This is a genomic window from Pseudotabrizicola alkalilacus, from assembly GCF_003443995.1.
GTDB classification, from domain to species: domain Bacteria; phylum Pseudomonadota; class Alphaproteobacteria; order Rhodobacterales; family Rhodobacteraceae; genus Pseudotabrizicola; species Pseudotabrizicola alkalilacus.
This window is the reverse complement of the sequence record NZ_QWEY01000010.1, coordinates 91,053-114,996: the sequence shown is the minus strand read 5'-3', so window position 1 is coordinate 114,996 and position 23,944 is coordinate 91,053. Positions and strand designations below refer to the sequence as shown.

Below are 23,944 nucleotides of genomic sequence, written 5' to 3'. Positions count from 1 at the left end.
AGGCACATATCCTGCGCCTGTCACAGGTGCGGATGGGTCAGAATAGAGATCCTCCCTCCCCCCTCGTGGGGGAGGGCTGGGGTGGGGGGGCCGCGTGCCGGTCAGCCTTCGCGTTGACCGGCGACGATCTGGCGCATGCCTTCGAGCGGGACGTAGCCGCGCACCATGGTCTCGTCGATCACAAAGGTCGGGGTGCCGTTGATTTCCATCATCGTGCCAAGCGCGTGATTGGTGTCGATGATCGCCTGCACCTCGGGCGATTTCATCCGTTCGGTGATTGCGGCGGGGTCGTGGCCCAGATCGGTGGCCAGACGGACAAAGGTCTCGGCATTGGCATCGCCGCGCAGGGTGATCAGCGCGTCATGGGCAGCTTTGTAGGCGTCATCGCCGTGCAGCTGGCGTACCGCGATGGCGAATTGCGACGACAGCAGCGATTGTTCCCCCAGAATCGGGAATTCCTTGAGCACCAACCGGATATTGCCATCCGATTCCACCAGTTCTGCCACCTCGTCATGCGCCTTGCGGCAATAGCCGCAGCGGTAATCGACGAATTCCACGATCGTCAGATCGGCCTCCAGATTGCCACCGGCCCAGGAGTTCGGGTCGCGGTAGATCAGATCGGCATTGTCGCGCAACATCGCCAGATCGCGCTGTGCCGCGCTTTGATCCTGACGGCTTTGCAGCACCTCCATCGCCTCGACCAGCACTTCTGGCTCTTCGAGCAGGAATTCGCGCACCTCGGCCCGGAACGCCTCGCGCTCGGTTTCGGTCATCTCGGCAAGGGCGACGGTGGAGGTCATCATCATGGCGGTGATGCCGATCAGGGTTCTCAGGATCATGGATCGTCTCTGATAAGGGTGCGGCGAAGGTGCGGCGCAGGCGTTTCTTTGGGGTCGGGCTTGACCTTGCCCCGCGAACCGGGACACTTCGGGCAAACCATAGAGGGGCGGGCATGAAGAGTTCAAGTCGGGGCGCGGTTCATCCCTTTATTGTGATGGATGTGATGGAAGAAGCACGCACACTGGAGGCTGCGGGCCGCCGGATCATCCATATGGAAGTGGGTCAGCCCGGCACCCCGGCCCCGGCGGCGGCGCGGGCGGCTTTGGCGCAGGCGATGGCGGCAGGGTCTTTGGGCTATACCGTGGCGCTGGGGCTGCCTGAGCTGCGGGCGGGAATCGCGCAGCTTTATCAGCGCTGGTACGGGGTGGATCTGGACCCCGCGCGCGTGGTGGTGACCTCTGGCTCCTCCGCCGCGTTCCTTTTGGCCTTCACCGCGCTGTTTGACGCCGGGGACCGGGTCGGGCTGGGGGAGCCGGGCTATCCGAGCTATCGTCAGATCCTGCGGGCGCTGTCCTTGCAGCCGGTGGGGATACCGACACGGGCCGAGAACCGGCTGCAGCCGGTGCCCGCCGATCTGGAGGGCGTGGAGATGTCGGGGCTGATCGTCGCCTCGCCCGGCAACCCGACCGGCACGATGCTGGACCAAGGGGCGCTGAAAGCCCTGATCGACCACAGCGCGGCGCGGGGGATCTCCTTTGTCTCGGACGAGATTTACCACGGGCTGCATTACGGCGCGCGGGCGGTGTCGGCGCTGGAGATCACCGATGAGGCTTACGTGATCAATTCGTTCTCCAAGTATTTCAGCATGACCGGCTGGCGGGTGGGCTGGATGGTGGTTCCGCCGGATCACGTGCGCACCATCGAACGGCTGGCGCAGAACATGTTCATCTGCCCGCCCCATGCCAGCCAGATCGTGGCACTGGCGGCGCTGGACTGCGTGGACGAGCTGGAGGTCAACCGGGCCACCTATGCGACAAACCGCCGGCTGATGCTGGAAGGGCTGCCGCTGGCCGGGTTCACCCGGATCGCGCCGCCGGACGGGGCATTTTACGTCTATGCCGATGTCTCAGCGCTGACCGAGGACTCGCTGGGCTTTGCCCGCGAGATCCTGCATGAGGCCGGGGTGGCGGTGACACCGGGGCTGGATTTTGACCCGGTGCGCGGGCGGCAAAGCCTGCGGTTATCCTATGCGCGGGCGACGGGGGATATTATTGAGGGGCTGGCGCGGTTGCAGGGCTTCATGGCCTCGCGTCCGGGCGGGATCGCGCGGGGCTGATGTGCGCCTCCGGCGGGGATATTTTCAGACAGAAAATGAGTGGGGCGTGGTGATGAGGCTGTGGGTGCTGGTTCTGGGTCTGGTGCTGATGCCGGCTCTTGCGGTGGCGCAGGAGCTGTCGGCGCTGGCGCGGCTGGTGCCGGAACAGTCCCGGGTGGCGGACAAGAGCGGCGGCATTGATGTGGAGCTGGTGCTGAGCCAGCCGGTACCCTGGCGGGTGCGGGTGCTGGATCAGCCGCCGCGTCTGGTGCTGGATGTGCGCGAGGTGGACTGGAGCGGGCTTGGTTCGGTCGAGCAGGACAGTGACGCGGTGGCGGGTCTGCGCGCCGGGGTGGTGCGGCAGGGCTGGTCGCGGCTGGTGCTGGAGCTGACCGGACCCTATCTGGTGGCGCGGGCCGATATGGTGACCGGCGAGGCGGCGGCAAAGGTGCGGCTGCATCTTGCGCCTGCCGGGGCAGAGGCGTTTGCGGCGGCGGCGGCGCAGCCGGAGCCCGAGGGCTGGGCGCTGCCAGAGATCGCCGACCTGCCAAAGCCGGTGCCGCGCGGCACCGGGCCGGTGGTGGTGGTGCTGGACCCCGGCCACGGCGGCATTGATCCCGGGGCAGAGCGCGACGGCTATTCCGAGGCCGGGCTGATGCTGACCTTTGCCCGCGAGCTGAAGGATCTGTTGCTGCGCGACGGCGGGTTTCTGGTGATCCTGACGCGGGAGGAAGATGAGTTCGTGCCGCTGGAGTCGCGCATTTCCATCGCACGGGCTGCGGGCGCGCATGTGTTTGTCTCGCTGCATGCCGATGCGATTGCCGAGGGTGAGGCGGTGGGGGCGACGATCTACACGCTGTCGGAAGACGCCTCTGATGCGGCCTCACAGGCGTTGGCGGAGCGGCATGACCGTGCCGACCTTTTGTCGGGCGTCGATCTGACGGCGCAGGATGATCTGGTGGCGACGATCCTGATGGATATGGCGCGCACCGAGACCGGGCCGCGGATCGAGCGGCTGGCGCTGGCGCTGGAGAGCGCGATCAAGGCGGAAGGGCTGCGGATGCACCGCCACCCGCGCCAGACAGCGGGGTTTTCGGTGCTGAAATCGCCCGATATTCCGTCGGTGCTGGTCGAACTGGGGTTCATGTCTTCGGCCCGGGATCTGGCGCGGCTGATTGACCCGGAGTGGCGGGCAAAGATGGCCCTGGCGCTGCGCGACGGGCTGAAGGCCTGGGCTGCCGAGGATGCGGCCCTGTCGGCGCTGCAGCGCTGAGGCGCGTGGAGCAGCAGCCCGGTTTGCACGCATCCACGCGCGGGTGACGATTGCGCGAGGCGGCGCCTGTGCCGGGGGGTTCGTTTTGACCGGGACCGTGCAGGTATGTATAAGGCGCGGACAAGATACGGGAGTTGTCGGTTGGTCCGCTTCATAGGCTCATTTTTCGGTGGAATTTTCACCCTGATCACCATGGGGGTGCTGTTTGCGGCCCTGTCGGTCGGGGCGATTTTCTATATGTATTCCCGTGACTTACCGAGTCATGAGCGTCTGGCACAATACACACCGCCCACCATCAGCCGAATCTATTCGGGCGAAGGGCAGATCATCGACGAATTTGCCAAGGAACGGCGGCTGTTTGTGCCGGTCGAGGAAATTCCCGATCTGGTCAAGCAGGCGTTTATCAGCGCCGAGGACAAGAACTTTTACACCCACGGCGGCTATGACGTGACCGGCATGGCTTCTGCCTTGCGCGATGCGGTGGTCAGCCGGGGCGAAAACCTGCGCGGGGCCTCGACCATCACCCAGCAGGTGATGAAGAACTTTCTGTTGTCCAGCGACAAGACCGGCGAGCGCAAGATCAAGGAGCTGATCCTGGCCAGCCGGCTGGAAGAGACGCTGAGCAAGGACAAGATCCTTGAGCTCTACATGAACGAGATCTTCCTTGGGCAGAACAGCTATGGCGTGGCAGCCGCGTCGCAGACCTATTTCAACAAGCCGCTCACCGATCTGGCCCCGCATGAGGCGGCGATGCTGGCGGCAATGCCTCAGGCTCCGGGCCGCTATCATCCGGTGACGGCGAAAGAGCGGGTGACCGAGCGGCGCAACTACGTGCTGCGCGAGATGTGGCAGAACGGCTATATCGACAAGACGACCTATGAGTCCGAGCGGCAATTGCCGCTGAAATCGGTGCAGAACGGGGATTTTACCGCGTTCCGCGATGCCTTGCCGCCACGCGATTATTTCACCGATGAGATCCGGCGACAGTTGTCGGGTACGTTTGGCGAAGAGGAATTCTTTGGCGGCGGTCTGTCGATCCGCGCCACCGCCGACCCGGAGTTGCAGGAAGAGGCCGCCCGCGCGCTGCGCCGGGGGCTGGAGCGGTACGACCGGAGCCAGGGCGTCTGGCGCGGCACCCGCAAAACCATTGCGCCCGAGCAGCTCACCTCGGAAGACAGCTGGCGCGCGGCCTTGGCCGATGTTGACGTGCCGCGCGACATTGACGGCTGGTTCCCGGCGGTGGTGCTGGAGACCGGCGACCGCTCGGCCCGGATCGGGATCGAGGGTCAGCCCGAAGACGGCGAGGGTCATTTCATCCCCGCCGAGGATGTGACCTGGGCGCGCAAACGGCAGGAAAACGGGCGGTTGGGGCCGCAGGCCAAGCGCGCCAGCGATCTGGTTGCGGTCGGCGATGTCGTGCTGGTGCGCGCGGTGACCAAGGATGATGACGGCAGCTTTGTGCGCTGGTCCCTGCGGCAGGTGCCTGAGGTGCAGGGCGGGTTCATGGCGATGGACGTGTTCACCGGGCGCGTGCTGGCCATGCAGGGCGGGTTTTCCTATCAGGAGTCGGTGTTCAACCGTGCGACGCAGGCCGCGCGGCAGCCGGGGTCAAGCTTCAAGCCTTTCGTCTATGCGGCGGCGCTGGATTCCGGCTTTACCCCCGCAACAATCGTTGTCGATGCGCCGATCGAGGTGAACACGCCGCAGGGGCTGTGGCGACCCAAGAATGCGTCGAACCGGTTTTACGGCCCCACAACGATCCGCACCGGGATCGAGCAGTCGCGCAACCTGATGACGGTGCGGATTGCCGAAGAGATCGGGATGGACACAGTGGCCGGTTATGCCGAGCGGTTTGGCGTCTATGACCGGATGCCGACGTTCCTGGCAAACTCGCTGGGGTCACAGGAAACCACGCTGTTCAAGATGGTGGCGGCCTATGCGATGTTTGCCAATGGTGGCGAGCGGGTGGAACCCACCTTGGTGGACCGGGTGCAGGACCGCTTTGGCCGCACCGTCTATCGCCATGACCAGCGGGTTTGCGAAGATTGCCAGCTGGCCAGCCTGAACCCCGGTGCCGGGTTGCAGATCACCTCAAAGCGCGAGCGGGTGATGGATGCGATCACCGCCTATCAGCTGACCAGCATGATGGAGGGCGTGGTCAAACGCGGCACGGCGCGCGGCATCAATCTGCCGGTGCCGGTGGCGGGCAAGACCGGGACCACCAACGACAACAAGGACGTGTGGTTCGTGGGCTATACGTCAAACATCGTGGCCGGTTGCTATATCGGTTACGATCAGCCGCGTACGATGAACGGAGCCTCAGGCGGCGGCTTTTGTGGCCCGGTGTTCGAGCAGTTCATGCGCACCGCCATCAAGAAATATGGCGGGGCCAAGTTCAAGGTGCCGCCGGGGGGCTATTTCATCAACATCGACCGCTTCAGCGGCGCGCGGCTGGCTGATGGGGCGACGGGTGACAATGTGGTGGCGGAATACTTCCGCGAGGGCGAAGAGCCGATCTTTGGTCTGGGCGCGATGGTGGATGGTGGCTTCCAGATGGGGGGCAACCTGCCGCTGTTCGCCTATGGCGAGACTGACCGCGGCGGCAGCTCTGCCACGGTGACCACGGCGACGGGCGAGCGCAAATCTGTGCCCGCCAAGGCCGATTTCGGCACGCTCAGTTCGGGCGGATTGTATTAACCCTTGCGCAGCGGCGGGACGGGGCAGGGGCGCACCCTTGCCGCGTCCCGCCGTTTTCGCTATGTGCCGGGCATCAGCCCGAAGGATAAAGACCCATGCGCGCCGAGACGCAGAACAATGTGACCGCCATCGAGAAATCGCTGAAGCTTCTGGCGCAGCGGATGGACCGGGAAACCGCTCCGCACCGGTTGGAAGAATTCAATGCGATGATTGAAGACCCCAACCTGTGGAACGATCCGGCCAAGGCGCAAAAGCTGATGAAAGAGCGTCAGGGGCTGATGGAGTCGATCTCGACCTATGACCTGATTTCCTCGGGCCTGCGCGACAATGTCGAGCTGATCGAGATGGGCGAAGCCGAAGGCGACGCCGAGATCGTGACCGAGGCGGAAAATGCCTTGCGCGACCTGACCAAACTGGCCGCCGCCAAAGAGCTGGAGGCGCTGCTGGATGGCGAGGCCGACAGCAACGACACCTTCCTGGAGGTGAACGCTGGCGCGGGTGGCACCGAGTCCTGCGACTGGGCGTCCATGCTGGCGCGGATGTATGTCCGCTGGGCCGAGAAAAAGGGCTACAAGGTCGAGCTGCAGTCGGAAACCGCGGGCGAAGAGGCGGGCATCCGGTCGGTGTCGTACAAGATCACCGGGCACAATGCCTATGGCTGGCTGAAATCGGAATCGGGTGTGCATCGTCTGGTGCGGATCAGCCCTTATGACTCGGCGGCGCGGCGGCACACCTCGTTTTCCTCGGTCTGGGTCTACCCGGTGATCGACGACAATATCGAGATCATCGTGCCCGACAACGAAATCCGCATCGACACCTATCGCTCGTCCGGGGCCGGGGGGCAGCACGTCAACACCACCGACTCGGCGGTGCGGATCACCCACTTGCCGACCAATATCGTCGTGACCTCCAGCATGAAGTCGCAGCACCAGAACCGCGAAATCGCGATGAACGCGCTGAAATCGCGGCTGTATCAGATGGAGCTGGACAAGCGGAACGCCGCGATCAACGCCGCCTATGACAACAAGGGCGAGGCGGGCTGGGGCAACCAGATCCGGTCTTATGTGTTGCAGCCCTATCAGATGGTGAAAGACCTGCGGACCGGGGTGGAAACCTCTGACACCGGCGGCGTGCTGGATGGCGATCTGGATCAGTTCATGGCGGCGACGCTGGCACTGGACGTGGCAGGTAAAAGCCGTGCCGAGGCGAATGCCGACTGACCGCGCTTTGCAATTGCGGCACTGAGATACATCTTTGAGCCGCACGGCGTTTCCGCATACCCTTGCCGCAAAGCGGGAGGACTTATGGACGTGAGCGAGGCAAGGGCAGGGGCAAACCCGGCCAGTGACATCATGGAACTGGATCTGTCAGACCTGCGCGCCGCATTGGCGGCGGGCTGGCGCGATTTTCTGGCAGCCCCGCTGTATGGGCTGCTGTTCTCATCAGTCTATGTCGCGGCGGGCTGGCTGATCAGCTATGCGCTGCTGGCCAAGGGGCAGGTGTGGTGGACAATCATCGCCGGGGCCGGTTTCCCCATCCTGGGCCCGTTCATCGCCTGCGGATTTTATGAAGTGTCGCGGCGGCTGGAGGCTGGCGAGGCGCTGAACCTGGCCGGGGTAGCGGGGGTGATCTTTTCGCAGAAAGATCGTCAGATCCCGTCGATGGCGGCCGTGGTGGTGGTGTTTTTCCTGTTCTGGAACTTTCTGGGCCACATGATCTTTGCGGTGTTTCTGGGCAATGCCACGATGACCAATATCTCCAGCAGTTTTGCCGTGTTCCAGACCGTCGAAGGGATGATGATGCTGGTGGTGGGCACCGTGGTGGGGGCGGCGTTTGCGGGCACGCTGTTTGCGCTGACGGTGGTGAGCCTGCCCTATCTGCTGGACCGCGAGGTGGATTTCATCACCGCGATGATCACCAGCGTTTCGGTTGTGACCACCAGCCCCGGCACGATGCTGATCTGGGGGCTGGGCATTGCCGTGCTGTTGTTTGCGGGCATGGCGCTGGGGTTTCTGGGGTTGTTCGTGGTGCTGCCGGTGCTGGGCCATGCGACCTGGCACCTGTATCGCCGCGCACTGGTGTTTGACGGCATGTGAGCGGCTGAAGCGCCGCCCCCCTCCCTCTCCGTCGGGGGCATGCCCCGACCCCACAAGGGGGGAGGGAAGCGCTGCGGAGCTGTGGTCTTTCGCCGACCGGCGATGGTGCCAAAGAAAAAGCGCGCCGGTCGGGGCGCGCTTTTGTCTGTAACCGGAAGGGTGTGCGTCAGACGCCGTCGCCGGGCTTTTGTGCCGGGGCGGTGGCGCCCATGGGCGGGGCCAGTTGCGCCTGCGGCACCGGGGCCGAGATGCGGCCCTGCGCAAGGGGGTCTTCCTGACGCTGAACCGAGCCTTCGAAATGGGCGCCGGATTCGATCGCGATGGTCTTGTGGATGATGTCGCCTTCGACCCGCGCGGTGGCGGTGAGGCGGACCTTGAGCCCGCGGACGCGGCCGATGACGCGGCCATTGACCACGATGTCATCGGCGACGATTTCGCCGCGGATCGTGGCGCTTTCGCCCACGGTCAGCAGATGGGCGCGGATATCACCCTCAACAGTGCCTTCGACCTGGATGTCGCCGGTGGTGCGCAGGTTGCCCACGATGGTCAGGTCAGAAGACAGCACAGATGCAGAAACTTTGCCCTTGGGGGCCGACGGCGTGAAGTCCATGTTCGGTTTCGAGGCCTGAGTTTCGGGGGCCTTCGACTTGTCGTCAGACTTTGGCCCGGGTTCATTGATTCGGCTCTTAGAAAACATGGTTCGCTGCCTTTATGAAGGTCATCGGATTCACGGCTCTGCCGCCGATGCGGATTTCGTAATGCAGGTGGGTCCCGGTGGACCGACCTGAGTTGCCCATATCACCGATCTGCTCGCCGCGCGATACCCTATCGCCCACCTTTACCTTGATCGCTGACATGTGAGCGTAGCGCGTTTCGATTCCGAATTCGTGCTTGATCTTGACCAGACGGCCATAGCCCGAAGACCAGCCGGCATGGGTGACCACGCCATCGCCGGTGGACAGAATCGGCATGCCATATGGACCGGCCATATCGGTGCCTTCGTGCATCCGGCGGCCCATGCCTTTGGGGTCGTTGCGGGTGCCAAAGCCGCTGGTCCAGCGGAAGTTGCCTTTGACCGGCATCGCAAACGGGGCCTTGAACGCCGCCAGACGGTACAGGTTCATCCGGTCCAGCCCTTGCAGGATGGCATTGGCGCGGCGTTCGTCGCCGTTTGACTCGGCGCTTTTGGTCGAGAGCGTCAGCGGTGTCAGCGGACCGCCCTGACCGGCGTAGCCGCGCCGGACCTGGCTGAGCATGTCGTCGGGCGACATGCCGGCGGCGCGGAACATCTTGTCGAGTGGTTCCATCGAGACAGAAACCGCCTCTTCCAGTTTGGCGAAAATCTCGTTGTTGCGGGTTTGCAGCGCCTTTTTCTCGGCGAGCACGGTTTCGACCCGCTCGGCGGATTTGGCGGCGGCACCCTCCATCAGATCACGTTGCTGTGCGGTGGCGGACAGCGCATCGGCCAGAATATCAACCGTGGCCATCGCATCCTTGGCGCGACCGGCATCGGATTTGGTGGCTCCGTTTTCGGCAACCTGTGCGACCCCGGCGGCCTGCGCCTGTTCACGGGCAGCGTCGCGTTCCTTGATGGTGCGGCGCAGGGTGTTCTGGATCACGTCGATCCCGGTTTCCAGCTCGCGGCGGCTGTCTTCGGAGGCGAGCAGCCGGGCCTGCATCTCGGCCACCTGTTGCAGCGCGAGGTTAAAGCGTTCCTGCGCGCCAGCCGCCTCATCGGCGCGGGCGTCGCGGTCCTGGCTCAGCGCGTTCAGGCGTTGTTCATACAGGGTTTGCTGGCGCAGAGCCTGATCGCGGCCTGACCCGGCGCTGATCGAATCCATCAGGATGATCGCGGTGGCCAGGATGGTCCAGCCTAGCGCCAAAGCACCACCCGCGACGGCCACGGCCTGCGTGGTCGGGCGAAGACGGATGAACCGGGTTTCGGTGTCGGATTTCAGAAACAGACGTTGTTCGGGAAAATACCGCTCAAGTCCAAGATTGATGCGATAGGTTAGTCGCGTGAGCACTGGTGGCGTTTCCGTTCGTGACCTACGGGAAGGGCGAGTGCCCGCTCCTCCCGTGCGGGGGGCAAGCGCCTTCTGATTAGCCAGCGCTTTACTGTATCGCAACAAATTTGACCGTGGGCTGCCGCAAACCTGCCGGTTTACTGGGGGAATCGGCGAGTTCCCGCCTATTTTGACGGGTGCGTCAGGTTCGGTTTGGGATGCTGTCGGCCAGTGGCCAGTAGAAATCGGGCGGCAGACCCGCGTCGGCGCGTTTTTCTTCGTTGAAGGGTGGCTTGAGTGAGCCGTGGAAATAGTGCCGCACCAGCCGGTGAAACACCTCTTTCGGATCAGATCCTTCGCGCCCGCAGAGCCAGTTGAACCATTTCGAGCCATAGGCGACATGGCCGACCTCTTCGGCATAGATCACCTCCAGCGCGGCCACCGGCCCGGCCTCACCGGCCTTGCGGAACAGATCAATCATGCCGGGCGTGACATCGAGCCCGCGCGCCTCCAGCACCATCGGCACCACGGCCAGACGGCCATGCAGATCGCTGGCGGTGTCTGATGCCGCGCGCCACATGCCGGCATGGGCGGGCATGGCGCCGTAGTGGCTGCCAAGGGCTTCAAGACAGTCGCACATCAGGTTGAAATGCTTGGATTCTTCATCGGCGGCTTTCACCCAGTCATCATAAAACCCCAGCGGCATCGGGTGATCGGTAAAACGGGCGATGATATCCCAGTGCAGATCGACCGCGTTCAGTTCGATATGCGCCACCGCATGCAACAGCGCGATTCGGCCGGTGGGCGAGCCGGGGCGTCGGCGTGGTACGTCGCGCGGGTCCAGCAGCTCGGGCTGGTCGGGGCGGGCGGGGGCATCGGGCGGGGTGGCCTTGCCGACCGGCAGCGGGGTGCCTGCGGCACGCGCGGCCATCCACTCGGCGGCATGTGCCCGCGACAGCGCGCATTTGGCGCGCCCGTCAGCGGTGGTCAGCACCTCGACCGCACGTTCGGCAAGGCTTTTCATCACAGCGCCTGCGCTGCCGCCAGCACCTCATCGGCATGGCCCTTTACGCTGACCTTGGGCCAGATGCGGGCGATCTTGCCCTCGGCGTCGATCAGGAATGTCGCGCGGGTGATGCCCATATAGGTCTTGCCATACATGCTTTTCTCGGCCCAGACGCCGTAATCTTCGCAGGTCTGGCCGTCCTCGTCGCTGGCCAGAATGATCTGCAGCCCGTGCTTTTTGCAGAATTTATCATGCGCTTTCACGCTGTCTTTACTGATGCCGATCACCGTGGTGCCTGCGGCGGCAAACTCTGCCGCGCGGGCGGTGAAATCCTGCGCTTCCAGCGTGCAGCCGGGGGTGTCATCCTTTGGGTAGAAGTACAGCACCACCTTGCCGGGGCGGAAGGCGGACAGCGTAGCCGTCTCGCCGCCATCGCGCGGCAGCGTGAAATCGGGGGAGATGGTTCCGGTCTCGGGGATCTGGGTGGTCATTTCAGCGGCTCCTTGCCTTTGGGGTCACGACCCTTTGCGTTTTAGTTGCCGATCCGCGAAGATAAAGGCAAGCCCAAGTGACAAATGGGCATAAGGGGCAGCGATTGGTCAAAAGGGCACAGGCGCGATGACGGACCTGTCAGCGCAGGGCAACCCGGACAGGGCAGAGGAGCAGGGGGCCGATAGCCCCCGGCCCCCTCAACCGGCTGCGCGCCGCCCGCGTCTGCGTCGCGCGGGCAAGGCCGGTCTGGTGCTGCTCATTGTGCTGGTGGTGCTGGCGGCGGTGTCGGTGCTGGGGGTGTTGGCGTTGACCGGCAAGCCGATCCGCCTGCCGGAATGGAGCGTGGCCGAGGTCGAGACCCGCGCCAATGCCGCGTTGCAGGATGTGCTGCCGGGGGCCGCGGTGTCGGTGGGCGCGATTGAGGTCGCACTGGACCCGGACTGGACCCCGCGTCTGCGGCTGGAGGATCTGCGCCTGCTGCAAGGTCAGGGCAGCACCTTGCTGGCGCTGCCTGATCTGCGGATGAGCTTTGACGCGGGGGCCTTTGTGCGGGAGCGCAGTCTGCGCCCGGCCTCATTGCGCATCATCGGCGGCGCAGTGACGCTGAACCGGCGCGAGGATGGCAGCTTTGATCTGAGCATCGGGGCCTCGGGCACCGCTCCACCGATCAACGGGTTGAGCGATCTGTTTGCGCAGATCGACCGGGCGCTGGAGGCGCCATTGTTGTCGCGGCTGGACCGGATCGAGGCCGAAGCCGCTAGCCTGACGCTGATTGACCAACGGTTGCGGCGGACCTGGACAGTGGGCGATGGCCGGATCACGCTGCAGAACCGCCCGGATGTATTGGCCGCCGAAGTCGGGTTGTCGCTGGCCTCTGATAGCGGCGAACCGGCGCAGGCGCTGGTCACGCTGATCCGGCCCAAGGGGCAGACGCTGCTGCGGGTCACGGCTGCGGTCGAGGGGGTGGCGGCGGCAGACATCGCGGCGCAGACCCCGGTGCTGGGCTGGCTCGGTGTGCTGGACGCCCCGATTTCGGGCCGGATTTCGGCCGAGCTGAACAATGACGGCCTGACCGCGCTGAGCGCGCAGATGTCGCTGGGGGCGGGGGCCCTGCAGCCTGATGCCGCCACGCCGCCAATCGGCTTTGACGGGGCTGCGGTGTCGCTGAGCTATGATCCGGCGCGGGGCCGGGTGGTGCTGGGCGACCTGTCGGTCGAGGGGCCGACCTTGCGGCTGAAGGCGGCGGGGCACTCCTATCTGCTGGGTGATGCGGGCAAGATTTTGACCGGGCCTTTGGGCCGTCGCCTGCCCGCCGGGTTTCTGGGGCAGGTGCAGATCTCCGAGGCGCAGATCGACCCGGAGGGGTTGTTTGACCAGCCGTTGCGCTTTTCCGGCGGCGCGATGGATGCGCGGCTGACGCTGGACCCGTTCCGGTTGGAAATCGGGCAGGTCGCGCTGATCGAGGAAACCGGGCGGCGGCTGGCACTGTCGGGCGCGGTAGAGGCGCTGGCCACGGGCTGGCAGGTGGCGCTGGATCTGACGCTGGATGCGATCGCGCATGACCGGCTGTTGCAGATCTGGCCGAAAAGTGCGGTGCCGGGCACCCGCAATTGGGTGGGGCAGAATGTGGCGCAGGGCCTGCTGACCAACGTAAAAGCCGCGCTGCGGGTGACACCGGGGCAAGACCCGCGACTGGCGCTTGGCTATGAATTCGACGGGGCCGAGGTGCGGTTTCTGCGCACCTTGCCGCCGATCCGCAACGGGCGGGGGCGCTCATCGATTGAGGGCACCGCCTATACCGTGGTGCTGGATGGCGGCACGGTGGAGGCACCCTTGGGCGGTGAGATTGATGTCGCGGGATCGGTGTTTTCGGTGCCGGACGTGCTGGCCAAACCTGCGCGTGCCGAGATCCGGTTGCGCACCGAAAGCTCGCTGACCGCTGCGCTGTCGCTGCTGGATCTGCCGCCGTTTGGCTTCATGACAAAGGCCGGGCGCACGCCGGATCTGGGGCAGGGCCGCGCGGTGATGGACACGCAGCTGTCGCTGCCCTTGGCGCGGCGGGTGGAGCTGAAAGACGTGGCCTATGCGGTGCGCGGTCAGATCCTGGGCCTGTCATCGGACGCGCTGGTGCCGGGCAAGACCATCACCGCCGAGGGACTGATCCTGACAGCCGACCCGACGGGCTTGCAGATCAGCGGGCCGGGGCGGATCGGCAAGGTGCCGTTTGATGTGGCCTTTACCCAAGGCTTTGGCGCGGATCAGCGGGGCAAAAGCCGGGTGGCAGGCTCTGTCACCCTGTCCCCGGACACGGTGGCCGAGTTCGGTCTGGGCCTGCCTGCGGGCATGGTCAGCGGTGCGGGGCAGGCCGAGGTCACGATTGATCTGGAGCAGGGATCGCCGGGGCGGTTGCGGCTGACCTCGGATCTGGCCGGCATCGGGCTGACCCTGCCGGCGGTCGGCTGGACCAAAGGTGCTCGGTCGGCCGGGCAGCTGGAGGTGGAGGCGGTGCTGGGTCCGGTGCCGCAAATCTCCCGGCTGGCAGTGCGTGGTGGCGGGCTGGAGGCAGAGGGCGCGATCACACTGGCGCAGGGCGGCGGGTTGCAGACCGCGCGCTTTGGCTCGGTCCGTCTGAACGGCTGGCTGACCGGCGGCGTAACCCTGACCGGGCGCGGCGCAGGGCGCGCGCCCGATGTGGCGGTGACCGGCGGTACGGTGGACCTGCGCCGCTTTGACCGGCCCGCCGGAGCGGACGGCAGCGGCCAGACCCAAGGCGCCTTGTCGCTGAGCCTTGACCGGCTGATTGTCAGCGATGGTATTGCGCTGACCGGGTTTCGCGGCGATTTTTCGCAGCGCGGCGGGCTGAACGGCAGCTTTCGCGCCAGCATCAACGGTGCGGCGGCGGTCAATGGCACTGCCGTTCCGTCGCGGCATGGCCTTGCGGTGCGGTTGCAATCGGCGGATGCCGGGGCGGCGCTGCGGGCGGCGGGGATCTTTGCCTCGGCCCGGGGGGGCACGCTGGATCTGCGGCTGACGCCACGCGCGCAAAAGGGGGTCTATGACGGCCGGGCCGAGATGACGCGGCTGCGGGTGCGCGGGGCCAATGTGCTGGCCGAACTCTTGTCGGCAATCTCGGTCGTGGGGCTGTTGGAGCAGCTGAACGGCGAAGGCATCTTTTTCAGCGAGGCCGAGGCCGATTTCATCATCACCCCCGATGCCATCGAGGTCACACGCAGCTCTGCCATGGGGGCCAGTCTGGGGGTGTCGCTGGCCGGGCTGTACGGCATCAAAACCAAGCGGCTGGCCTTGCAGGGGGTTGTGTCGCCGATCTATCTGGTCAATGGCATCGGGGCCTTGCTGACGCGGCGGGGCGAGGGGGTGTTCGGCTTTAACTACGCCTTGCAGGGCACGGCGGATGCGCCGCAGGTCAGCGTCAACCCGCTGTCGATCCTGACGCCGGGCATGTTCCGCGAGATTTTCCGCCGCCCTGCGCCTGTGCTGCGCCAGACCAACTGACGATAAGGCCCGTGATGAAACTGTCTGATTTCGATTTTGATCTGCCCGAGACGCTGATCGCCACCCGTCCCGCGCGCCCCCGCACCGCCGCGCGGCTGCTGCTGGCAGAGGGGGAGGCGATTTCTGATCTGCAGGTGAGCGATCTGCTGGGGCTGTTGCGGGCCGGCGACCGGCTTGTGCTGAACAACACCCGCGTCATTCCCGCCCGGCTGACCGGGCAGCGCCGGCGCGGTGACGCGGTGGCAAAGATCGAGATCACGCTGATGGAGCCTGCGGCTACCGGCTGGCGCGCGATGGCAAAGCCGCTGCGCAAGGTGATGGTGGGGGAGGAGATCGTGTTTTCCCCCGATCTGTCGGCCACGGTGGCCGAGAAATCCGACACCGACCTGCGGCTGCTGTTCAATCTGGCGGGCGAGGATTTTGACGCCGCTCTGGCGCAGGCCGGGGCAATGCCGCTGCCGCCCTATATCGCCGCCAAACGCGCCCCCGACGCGCAGGATGACGACGATTACCAGACCGTCTTTGCCCGTCACAAGGGCGCGGTGGCGGCCCCGACAGCCAGCCTGCATTTCGATGCGGAACTGCTGGAGGCGTTGCGCGCCAAGGGCGTGCAGTTCACCGAAGTGACGCTGCATGTCGGCGCAGGCACGTTCCTGCCGGTCAAGGTCGAGGATGTGGCAACGCACAAGATGCATGCCGAATGGGGCCAGGTGACGCCGGAGGCGGCGGCGCAGATCAACGCGACAAAGGCGGCGGGCGGGCGGGTGATTCCGGTCGGCACCACCGCGCTGCGCCTGATCGAGACGGCGGCGCGCACCGGGAGGGTGGAGCCATGGGAGGGGCCGACGGATATTTTCATCTATCCCGGCTTCACCTTTCACGCCACCGATGCGCTGATGACCAATTTTCATCTGCCAAAATCCACGCTGCTGATGCTGGTCTCGGCCCTGATGGGCAAGGACCGGATGGACCGGATCTATGCCCATGCCGTCGCGCGGGAGTATCGGTTTTTCAGCTATGGCGATGCGTCGCTGCTGATCCCGTAGCGGCTAAGGGCGGCACACGGGAAAGTCGCTTGCCTTCTGGCGGCTGGCGTCGCAAAGGCCGCGTTCCGGGCGGGGTGGGCGACTCCGACATGACTTTTTTACGCCGTGCGCCTAGAGTGACCGGACTGACCAAAGGATGCCTGCACCATGCTGACCGTTCTGCGCAATACCTGGGCGCTGCTGCTGGGACTTGGCCTGTTGATGCTGGGCAACGGCATGCAGGGCACCTTGCTGGGCATCCGGGGCGGGATCGAGAATTTCTCGACCTTTCAGATGTCACTGGTGATGTCGGCCTATTTCGTGGGCTTTCTGTTCGGCAGCCGTCTGGCGCCGTCGATGATTCGCCGCGTCGGCCACGTGCGGGTGTTTGCGGCGCTGGGGTCGATGATCTCGGCGGTTCTGATCCTGTATGCGGCAGCCCCCGACTGGATGGTCTGGGCGGCGCTGCGGGTGGTGATCGGGTTTTCGTTCTCGGGCGTGTATATCGCCACCGAAAGCTGGCTGAACAACGCCTCCACCAATGAAAACCGGGGGCAGGCGCTGTCGCTGTATCTGATCGTGCAGATGATCGGCATCATTGCGGCGCAGCTGCTGCTGAATGTCGGCGATGCCTCGGGCTATATCCTGTTTGTCATCCCGTCGGTGCTGGTGTCGCTGGCCTTTACCCCGATTTTGCTGTCGGTCAGTCAGGCCCCGGCATTTGAATCGACCAAGCCGCTGTCGTTCCGGCGGCTGTATGCGGCCTCGCCTCTGGGCTGTGTCGGCATGTTCCTGCTGGGCGGCGTGTTCTCGGCGCAATTCGGGATGGCGGCAGTCTGGGGCACGCAGGCGGGCCTGAGCATTGCCGATCTGACGATCTTTGTCGCGGCGATCTATGTCGGCGGGCTGGTGCTGCAATATCCGATCGGCTGGCTGTCGGACCGGATTGACCGGCGCATCGTGGTGCTGTGGCTGGCGGTGTTTGGCGCGGTGGTGCTGATGATTCCGGTGATCTTTGATCCGCCGTTCTGGGTTCTGGTCGGCATCGGCGCGGTCTGCGGCGGGGTGTCGAACCCGCTTTATTCGCTGCTGCTGGCCTATGTGAACGATTATTTGGACAAGACCGATATGGCGGCTGCCTCGGCTGGTCTGATGTTCATCAACGGGCTGGGGGCGATTTCCGGCCCGGTCATCACCGGCTGGATGATGGAGGAAATCGGCTCCTCCGGGTTCTTTTTGTTCATGGGCATTCTGTTCGCTGTTTTGGCGATCTATGCTGGCTGGCGGATGACCCAGCGTCGCGAAACGCCGATGGTGACCTCGGGCTATACGCCGGTGTCACCGACCGCGTCGATCATCGCGGTCGAGACCGCGGCACTGGTCGAGGCCGAGGATGCGCGCCAAGGCAACGGGCGGAACTGATTTGCTTTTCGGGGCATGCCCTGTCAGGCTGAGACAAAGGCAAAGGGGGCTGCATGTCTGATCCGATCGAGGTTCTGGATTTCTGGCTGGGCGAGATCGGCCCTGAGGGCTGGTACGCTGGCGGCGAAGAAATCGACGATGCCTGCGCCGTGCGCTTTGGCGCGTTGTGGGACGCGCTGCATGAGGGCGGGCTGGAGCATTGGGTCGATGGCGTGGTCGGCACGCTGGCCTATCTGATCGTGGCCGATCAGTTTTCGCGCAACATCCATCGCGGCAAGCCGGAGGCCTTTGCAAATGACATCCGGGCGCGCGCTGCCGCCCGTCGTGCGCTCGATGAAAGCTGGGATCTGCTGGCCCCGGTGCCGGAACGGCAGTTCTTTTACATGCCCTTGGAACACTCCGAGGATATGGCCGATCAGGATCTGGCGGTGTCGCTGATGGCCACGCGGATGGAGGGCGACGCCGAGCTTTTGCTGCACGCCCGCGCCCATCGAGAAATCATCGCCCGCTTTGGCCGTTTTCCGTTCCGCAACGCGGCTTTGGGTCGCGAAAGCACCCCGGAGGAGGCGGCGTTTCTGGTTGAGGGTGGCTATATGGCCATCGTCAATCAGCTGCGCGTGAGCCATGCACCAGACGCATAGGCCCCAGGCGTCAGGTCCGTTGCTTGGTTTTCAGGAATAGTTTAAGGGTAAACCACTTTTTCCAGGGAGGGACGAATGGCAGCTCAGAGCTTTGATGTGATCGTGGTGGGCGCGGGCCCCGGTGGCTATGTGGCGGCGATCCGTGCCAGCCAGTTGGGCCAGAAGGTCGCGATCGTCGAACGCGAGCATCTGGGCGGTATCTGTCTGAACTGGGGCTGTATCCCGACCAAGGCCATGCTGCGCAGCGCTGAGGTGTTTCACCTGATGGAGCGTGCCAAGGAATTTGGCCTGAAAGCGGATGGCATTGGTTACGACCTGCCCGCCGTGGTGGCGCGGTCCCGCGCTGTGGCCAAGCAGCTCTCGGGCGGCATCGGCCATCTGATGAAAAAGAACAAGGTGACCGTGTTCATGGGCGCGGCGACGCTGCCCAAAGCCGGGGTGGTGTCGGTGAAGACCGACAAGGGCAGCGAAGAGCTGACCGCCAAGAACATCATCCTCGCCACCGGCGCGCGGGCCCGCGAACTGCCGGGGCTGGAGGCGGATGGCGATCTGGTCTGGTCTTACAAGCATGCGCTGGTGGCCAAGCGGATGCCGAAAAAGCTGCTGGTGATCGGCTCGGGCGCGATTGGCATTGAATTTGCCAGCTTCTTCAACACGCTGGGGTCTGACACCACGGTGGTTGAGGTGATGGACCGTATCCTGCCGGTGGAAGATGCCGAGATCTCGGCCTTTGCCAAGAAATCCTTCGTCAAGCAAGGGATGAAGATCATGGAAAAGGCGGCCGTGAAGAAGCTGGACCGCAAGCCGGGTGTGGGCGTGACCGCGCATATCGAGGTGGGTGGCAAGGTCGAGACGCATGAGTTTGACACCGTGATCTCGGCCGTCGGCATCGTCGGCAATGTCGAAAACCTCGGGCTGGAGGCTTTGGGGGTGAAGATCGACCGCACCCATGTGGTGACGGATGAATTCTGCCGCACCGGCGTGCCGGGCCTGTTCGCCATTGGTGACATCGCGGGTGCGCCTTGGCTGGCGCACAAGGCCAGCCATGAGGGCGTGATGGTGGCCGAACTGATCGCGGGCGGCCATCCGCATCCGATCAAGCCGGGCAGCATTGCCGGCTGCACCTATTGCTACCCGCAGGTCGCATCGGTCGGCATGACCGAGGCGAAGGCGAAAGAGGCAGGCCACACCGTCAAGGTCGGTCGCTTCCCGTTTATCGGCAATGGCAAGGCGATTGCGCTGGGGGAATCCGAGGGCATGATCAAGACGGTGTTCGATGCGAAAACCGGCGAATTGCTGGGCGCGCATATGATCGGCGCGGAAGTGACCGAACTGATCCAGGGCTATGTGATCGGTCGCCAGTTGGAAACGACCGAGGAAGACCTGATGAACACGGTCTTCCCGCATCCGACCCTGTCGGAGATGATGCATGAGGCGGTGCTGGACGCCTACGGTCGCACACTGCATATGTAAGGCACGATTTTTCTGCGAAAAATCAGGGGGGGCCACGGCCCCTCTCTTGCCGCGTGAGGATAATTGTACAGATGAAGGGCCGGGCATGCGGGCTGTTGTGACGGTGCTGGCCATCTGGTGTGCCGGGCTTGGGGCTGCGGCGCAGTTTGGCAAGATTTCGGTGCTGTTTGGCGTGCTTGGGGATCAGTATGCCGGGGCCTCGGCGGTGGCGCTGGGGTTGATCGTGTCCATCGTTGGCATGGTTGGCTTGGTGTTTGGCACCACGGCGGGGCTGTTCGTTGCGCGGATCGGGCCGCGTCGCGCCATTGTGGCGGCGCTGCTGATGGGGGCTGCGATGAGTGCGCTGCAGTCGCTCGGCCTGTCATACCCCGCGATGATCGCCAGCCGGGTGGTCGAGGGCGTGTCGCATCTGGCGATTGTGGTGGTCGGCCCGACGGTGATTGCCGGGCTGGCGGCAGAGCGGTTTCGTGGCTTGGCGATGACGCTGTGGTCGAGCTTTTTCGGGGTGACTTATGCGGTGCTGGCGCTGCTGGCACCGCCCTTGCTGGCCGCCTATGGCGCGGCTGGGGTGTTTGTGGCGCATGCGGTGTGGATGGCGGCGATGGCGGTTTGCCTTGCGCTGTTGTTGCCACGTGATCCGGTTGCGCCGCAGATCGCGCGGCCAGGTTTGCTGGACCAGCATTTGCGGATCTATGCCTCGCCCCGGTTGTCTGCGCCCGCTCTGGGGTTCTTTTGCTATACATTCCTGTATGTTGCGGTGCTGACGCTGGTGCCGCCCGATGTACCGCTGGCGCAGCGGGCGCTGGCGGCGGCGGGGATGCCGCTGATCTCGATTGCGCTGTCGCTGACACTGGGGGTCTGGCTTTTGGGCCGGATGTCGGCGGTGCGGCTGGTGCAATGCGGCTATCTGGCGGCGGTGCCGGGGTTTGTGCTGCTGGCGCTGTTCTGGGGGCAGGGCACGGGGATGGTGCTGGGCGCGCTCTGGGTCACGGCGGCGCTGGGGATTGTGCAGGGCGCGAGCTTTGCGTCGATTCCCGAGCTGAACGCCACGCCGGAGGACCGGGCGCAGGCGGCGGGGGCAATTGCGCAGCTGGGCAATCTGGGCACGACCACGGGCACGCCGGTGCTGGCGGCCCTTTTGTTGGGGGCCGGGCCCTGGGGGTTGGCGCTGGTGGCCGGGCTGGCCTGCGCGCTCGGCATTGTGCTGCATGCGGTGCAGGCGCGGCGGCGGGCGGGGCTGATCTGAGCGGCTTTTGTGTATGTTCTTAATCTGTTCTTAATTTGATCTTGGAGACTCGGGCGAAAGCCCCTATCTGTGTCTCGGTATTGCGGGGTAGGTCATGGCTGAGCAGAAGTTCATCGAGGTGCGCGGCGCGCGCGAACACAATCTCAAGAACATTGATGTGGATATTCCGCGCGATCAGCTGGTGGTGATCACCGGGCTGTCGGGGTCGGGTAAATCCAGCCTCGCGTTTGACACGATCTATGCCGAAGGCCAGCGCCGCTATGTCGAGTCGCTGTCGGCCTATGCCCGGCAGTTTCTGGACATGATGGGAAAGCCGGATGTTGACCATATCTCGGGCCTGTCGCCTGCGATTTCCATCGAGCAGAAGACCACCAGCAAGAACCCGCGCTCGACCGTTGGCACGGTGACCGAGATTTACGACTATCTGCGCCTGCTGTTCGCCCGCGTCGGCACGCCCTATTCCCCCGCCACCGGCCTGCCGATCACGGCGATGCAGGTGCAGGATATGGTGGATGCGGTGATGGCGATGCCAGAGGGCAGCCGCGCCTATCTGCTGGCGCCGATCATCCGCGACCGCAAGGGTGAGTACAAGAAAGAGTTCCTCGATCTGCGCAAGCAGGGCTTTCAGCGTGTCAAGGTCAACGGCGCGTTCTACGAGCTGGAAGAGCCGCCCACTTTGGACAAGAAGTTCCGCCACAACATCGACGTGGTGGTAGACAGGATCGTGGTGCGCGAGGGGCTGGAGACCCGGCTGGCAGACTCGTTCCGCACCGCGCTCAACCTGGCCGATGGCATCGCCGTGGTGGAAACCGCGCCTGCGGAAGAGGGGGCGGAGGGCGAGCGGACCACGTTTTCCGAGAAATTCGCCTGCCCGGTTTCTGGCTTTACCATTGCCGAGATCGAGCCGCGCTTGTTTTCGTTCAACGCGCCGTTCGGGGCCTGCCCGGTCTGTGACGGGCTGGGGGTGGAGCTGTTCTTTGATGAGCGCCTCGTGGTGCCGGATCAGGGTTTGACCCTGATGCAGGGCGCGATTGCGCCATGGTCAAAGTCGAAATCGCCTTACTTTACCCAGACCATTGATGCTCTGGCCCGGCATTATGAGTTTGATAAAAAGAAGAAATGGAAAGATCTGCCCGCGCATGTGCAGCAGCTGTTCATGCATGGCTCGCATGGGGAGGAAATCGACTTTTCCTATGACGAGGGCGGCCGGGTCTACAAGGTGCGCCGGGTGTTCGAAGGCGTGATCCCGAATATGGAGCGTCGCTACAAGGAGACCGATAGCGCATGGTCGCGCGAGGATATGGAGCGGTTTCAGAACAACCGCGATTGCGGGGCCTGTGGCGGCTATCGCCTGCGGCCGGAGGCTTTGGCGGTAAGGATCGGCGGATTGCATGTGGGTCAGGTGGTCCGCATGTCGATCAGCGAGGCGCATGCCTGGATCTCGACCGTACCAGACGCACTGACCGGGCAGAAGAACGAGATTGCGAAAGCGATCCTGAAGGAAATCCGCGAACGTCTTGGATTCCTTGTCAATGTCGGGCTGAACTACCTGACGCTGTCGCGCAATGCGGGCACGCTTTCCGGGGGGGAATCGCAGCGGATCCGGCTGGCGAGCCAGATCGGATCGGGGCTGACCGGCGTGCTGTATGTGTTGGACGAACCCAGCATCGGGCTGCACCAGCGCGACAATGACCGCTTGCTCACCACGCTGAAAAACCTGCGCGATCAGGGCAATACCGTGCTGGTGGTGGAGCATGACGAGGATGCGATCCGCGAGGCGGATTATGTGTTCGACATCGGGCCGGGGGCCGGGGTGCATGGCGGCCGGGTGATCGCACATGGCACACCGGCGCAGGTGGCGGCCGACCCGGCCAGCCTGACCGGGCAGTATCTGTCGGGCACGCGCGAGATTGCGGTGCCGAAGGTGCGGCGCAAGGGCAGCGGCAAAAAGCTGACCGTGGTGGGGGCGACCGGCAACAACCTGCAAAATGTCACCGTGACCTTCCCTTTGGGCAAGTTTGTTTGCGTCACAGGCGTGTCAGGCGGCGGTAAATCGACGCTGACCATCGAGACGCTGTTCAAGACTGCCGCAGGCAAGCTGAACGGCGCGCGTGAGACGCCCGCGCCTTGCGAAACGATCACCGGGTTCGAGCATCTGGACAAGGTGATCGACATCGACCAGCGCGCGATTGGTCGCACGCCGCGCTCCAACCCCGCCACCTATACCGGGGCCTTTGGCCCGATCCGTGACTGGTTTGCCGGATTGCCGGAGTCGAAAGCGCGCGGCTATCAGCCGGGGCGGTTCTCGTTCAACGTCAAGGGCGGGCGCTGTGAGGCCTGTCAGGGCGACGGAGTGCTCAAGATCGAGATGAACTTCCTGCCGGATGTTTACGTGACCTGTGAGACCTGCAAGGGCAAGCGCTATAACCGCGAGACTCTGGAAATAAAGTTCAAGGACAAGAGCATATCCGATGTTCTTGATATGACGTGTGAAGAGGCGCAGGGCTTTTTTCAGGCGGTGCCGAGCATCCGCGACAAGATGGATGCGCTGTGTCAGGTAGGGCTTGGCTATATCAAGGTCGGCCAGCAGGCGACCACGCTGTCGGGCGGCGAGGCGCAGCGGGTGAAGCTGTCAAAGGAACTGTCGCGCCGGGCGACCGGACGCACGCTGTATATCCTGGACGAGCCGACCACCGGCCTGCACTTCGAAGATGTGCGCAAGCTGTTGGAAGTGCTGCATGAATTGGTCGAGCAGGGCAATACGGTGGTAGTGATTGAACACAACCTTGATGTGATCAAAACCGCCGACTGGATCATCGACATCGGCCCCGAGGGCGGGGATGGTGGCGGTCTGATCGTCGCCGAAGGCACGCCGGAAGATGTGGCGCAGGTTGAGGCGAGCCATACCGGGCGCTACCTGAAAGACATGCTGAAACCGCGGCGTCACGCGGCTGAGTAG

17 protein-coding genes are annotated in these 23,944 nt (G+C 64.4%); 12 read left to right on the top strand and 5 right to left on the bottom strand.

Features of this window, described 5'->3' with window-relative positions; all coding sequences use genetic code 11:
• Positions 1 to 101: 101 nt before the first annotated feature.
• A complete protein-coding gene (locus D1012_RS16720) occupies positions 102 to 839 on the bottom strand; it encodes a DsbA family protein (RefSeq protein ID WP_118154934.1) in 738 nt (245 codons plus the stop codon).
• 113 nt (positions 840 to 952) lie between these two features.
• On the opposite strand from D1012_RS16720, the gene D1012_RS16715 reads away from it, so the two are divergent.
• From D1012_RS16715 to D1012_RS16695, 5 genes are all read left to right on the top strand, one after another.
• Entirely contained in the window at positions 953 to 2,116 is a 1,164-nt protein-coding gene (locus D1012_RS16715; RefSeq protein WP_118154931.1) for a pyridoxal phosphate-dependent aminotransferase, read from the top strand.
• A gap of 52 nt (positions 2,117 to 2,168) precedes the next feature.
• Positions 2,169 to 3,368: an N-acetylmuramoyl-L-alanine amidase gene (locus tag D1012_RS16710; protein ID WP_118154928.1), complete on the top strand. Its 1,200-nt coding sequence runs from the start codon at positions 2,169 to 2,171 to the stop codon at positions 3,366 to 3,368.
• Positions 3,369 to 3,509: 141 nt separating this feature from the next.
• Entirely contained in the window at positions 3,510 to 6,065 is a 2,556-nt protein-coding gene (locus D1012_RS16705) for a penicillin-binding protein 1A (RefSeq protein ID WP_118154926.1), read from the top strand.
• A 95-nt stretch (positions 6,066 to 6,160) separates the two neighbouring features.
• Complete coding sequence (gene prfB, locus D1012_RS16700; protein ID WP_118154923.1) at positions 6,161 to 7,285, top strand: peptide chain release factor 2; 1,125 nt, start codon at positions 6,161 to 6,163, stop codon at positions 7,283 to 7,285.
• Positions 7,286 to 7,417: 132 nt separating this feature from the next.
• On the top strand, positions 7,418 to 8,161 hold the full coding sequence (locus tag D1012_RS16695) for a DUF2189 domain-containing protein (RefSeq protein WP_118155189.1): 744 nt from the start codon (positions 7,418 to 7,420) through the stop codon (positions 8,159 to 8,161).
• A gap of 166 nt (positions 8,162 to 8,327) precedes the next feature.
• Here D1012_RS16695 and D1012_RS16690 read toward each other — a convergent pair whose 3' ends face one another.
• The 4 genes from D1012_RS16690 to bcp all read right to left on the bottom strand — a co-directional run bounded on the left by D1012_RS16690 (position 8,328) and on the right by bcp (position 11,664).
• Positions 8,328 to 8,858 (bottom strand): bactofilin family protein, encoded by a 531-nt coding sequence (locus tag D1012_RS16690; RefSeq protein WP_118154920.1) that lies wholly within the window; start codon positions 8,856 to 8,858, stop codon positions 8,328 to 8,330.
• Complete coding sequence (locus tag D1012_RS16685; protein WP_118154917.1) at positions 8,848 to 10,188, bottom strand: M23 family metallopeptidase; 1,341 nt, start codon at positions 10,186 to 10,188, stop codon at positions 8,848 to 8,850. Before D1012_RS16685 ends, D1012_RS16690 begins: the two co-directional genes overlap by 11 nt.
• 181 nt (positions 10,189 to 10,369) lie before the next feature.
• On the bottom strand, positions 10,370 to 11,191 hold the full coding sequence (locus D1012_RS16680) for a ferritin-like domain-containing protein (RefSeq protein ID WP_118154914.1): 822 nt from the start codon (positions 11,189 to 11,191) through the stop codon (positions 10,370 to 10,372).
• Positions 11,191 to 11,664 carry a thioredoxin-dependent thiol peroxidase gene (gene bcp / locus D1012_RS16675; RefSeq protein ID WP_118154911.1) on the bottom strand — a complete coding sequence of 158 codons (474 nt, stop codon included), beginning with the start codon at positions 11,662 to 11,664 and terminating at the stop codon, positions 11,191 to 11,193. Before bcp ends, D1012_RS16680 begins: the two co-directional genes overlap by 1 nt.
• Before the next feature lie 127 nt (positions 11,665 to 11,791).
• Between bcp and D1012_RS16670 the strand changes: the two genes are divergently transcribed.
• The 7 genes from D1012_RS16670 (at position 11,792) to uvrA (ending at position 23,944) form a co-directional block, all read left to right on the top strand.
• A complete protein-coding gene (locus tag D1012_RS16670) occupies positions 11,792 to 15,178 on the top strand; it encodes an AsmA-like C-terminal region-containing protein (protein WP_118154908.1) in 3,387 nt (1,128 codons plus the stop codon).
• 14 nt (positions 15,179 to 15,192) lie between these two features.
• The gene (gene queA / locus D1012_RS16665) at positions 15,193 to 16,224 is read left to right on the top strand and encodes a tRNA preQ1(34) S-adenosylmethionine ribosyltransferase-isomerase QueA (protein ID WP_118154905.1); all 1,032 of its coding nucleotides are present in this window, start codon (positions 15,193 to 15,195) and stop codon (positions 16,222 to 16,224) included.
• A 147-nt stretch (positions 16,225 to 16,371) separates the two neighbouring features.
• A complete protein-coding gene (locus D1012_RS16660; RefSeq protein WP_118154902.1) occupies positions 16,372 to 17,625 on the top strand; it encodes an MFS transporter in 1,254 nt (417 codons plus the stop codon).
• 53 nt (positions 17,626 to 17,678) lie between these two features.
• On the top strand, positions 17,679 to 18,266 hold the full coding sequence (locus D1012_RS16655) for a DUF924 family protein (protein WP_118154899.1): 588 nt from the start codon (positions 17,679 to 17,681) through the stop codon (positions 18,264 to 18,266).
• A gap of 75 nt (positions 18,267 to 18,341) precedes the next feature.
• A complete protein-coding gene (gene lpdA / locus D1012_RS16650) occupies positions 18,342 to 19,739 on the top strand; it encodes a dihydrolipoyl dehydrogenase (RefSeq protein ID WP_118154896.1) in 1,398 nt (465 codons plus the stop codon).
• A gap of 85 nt (positions 19,740 to 19,824) precedes the next feature.
• Positions 19,825 to 20,985 (top strand): MFS transporter, encoded by a 1,161-nt coding sequence (locus D1012_RS16645; RefSeq protein WP_118154893.1) that lies wholly within the window; start codon positions 19,825 to 19,827, stop codon positions 20,983 to 20,985.
• 94 nt (positions 20,986 to 21,079) lie between these two features.
• Positions 21,080 to 23,944, top strand: coding sequence for an excinuclease ABC subunit UvrA (gene uvrA / locus D1012_RS16640; protein WP_118154890.1), 2,865 nt, complete (start codon positions 21,080 to 21,082; stop codon positions 23,942 to 23,944).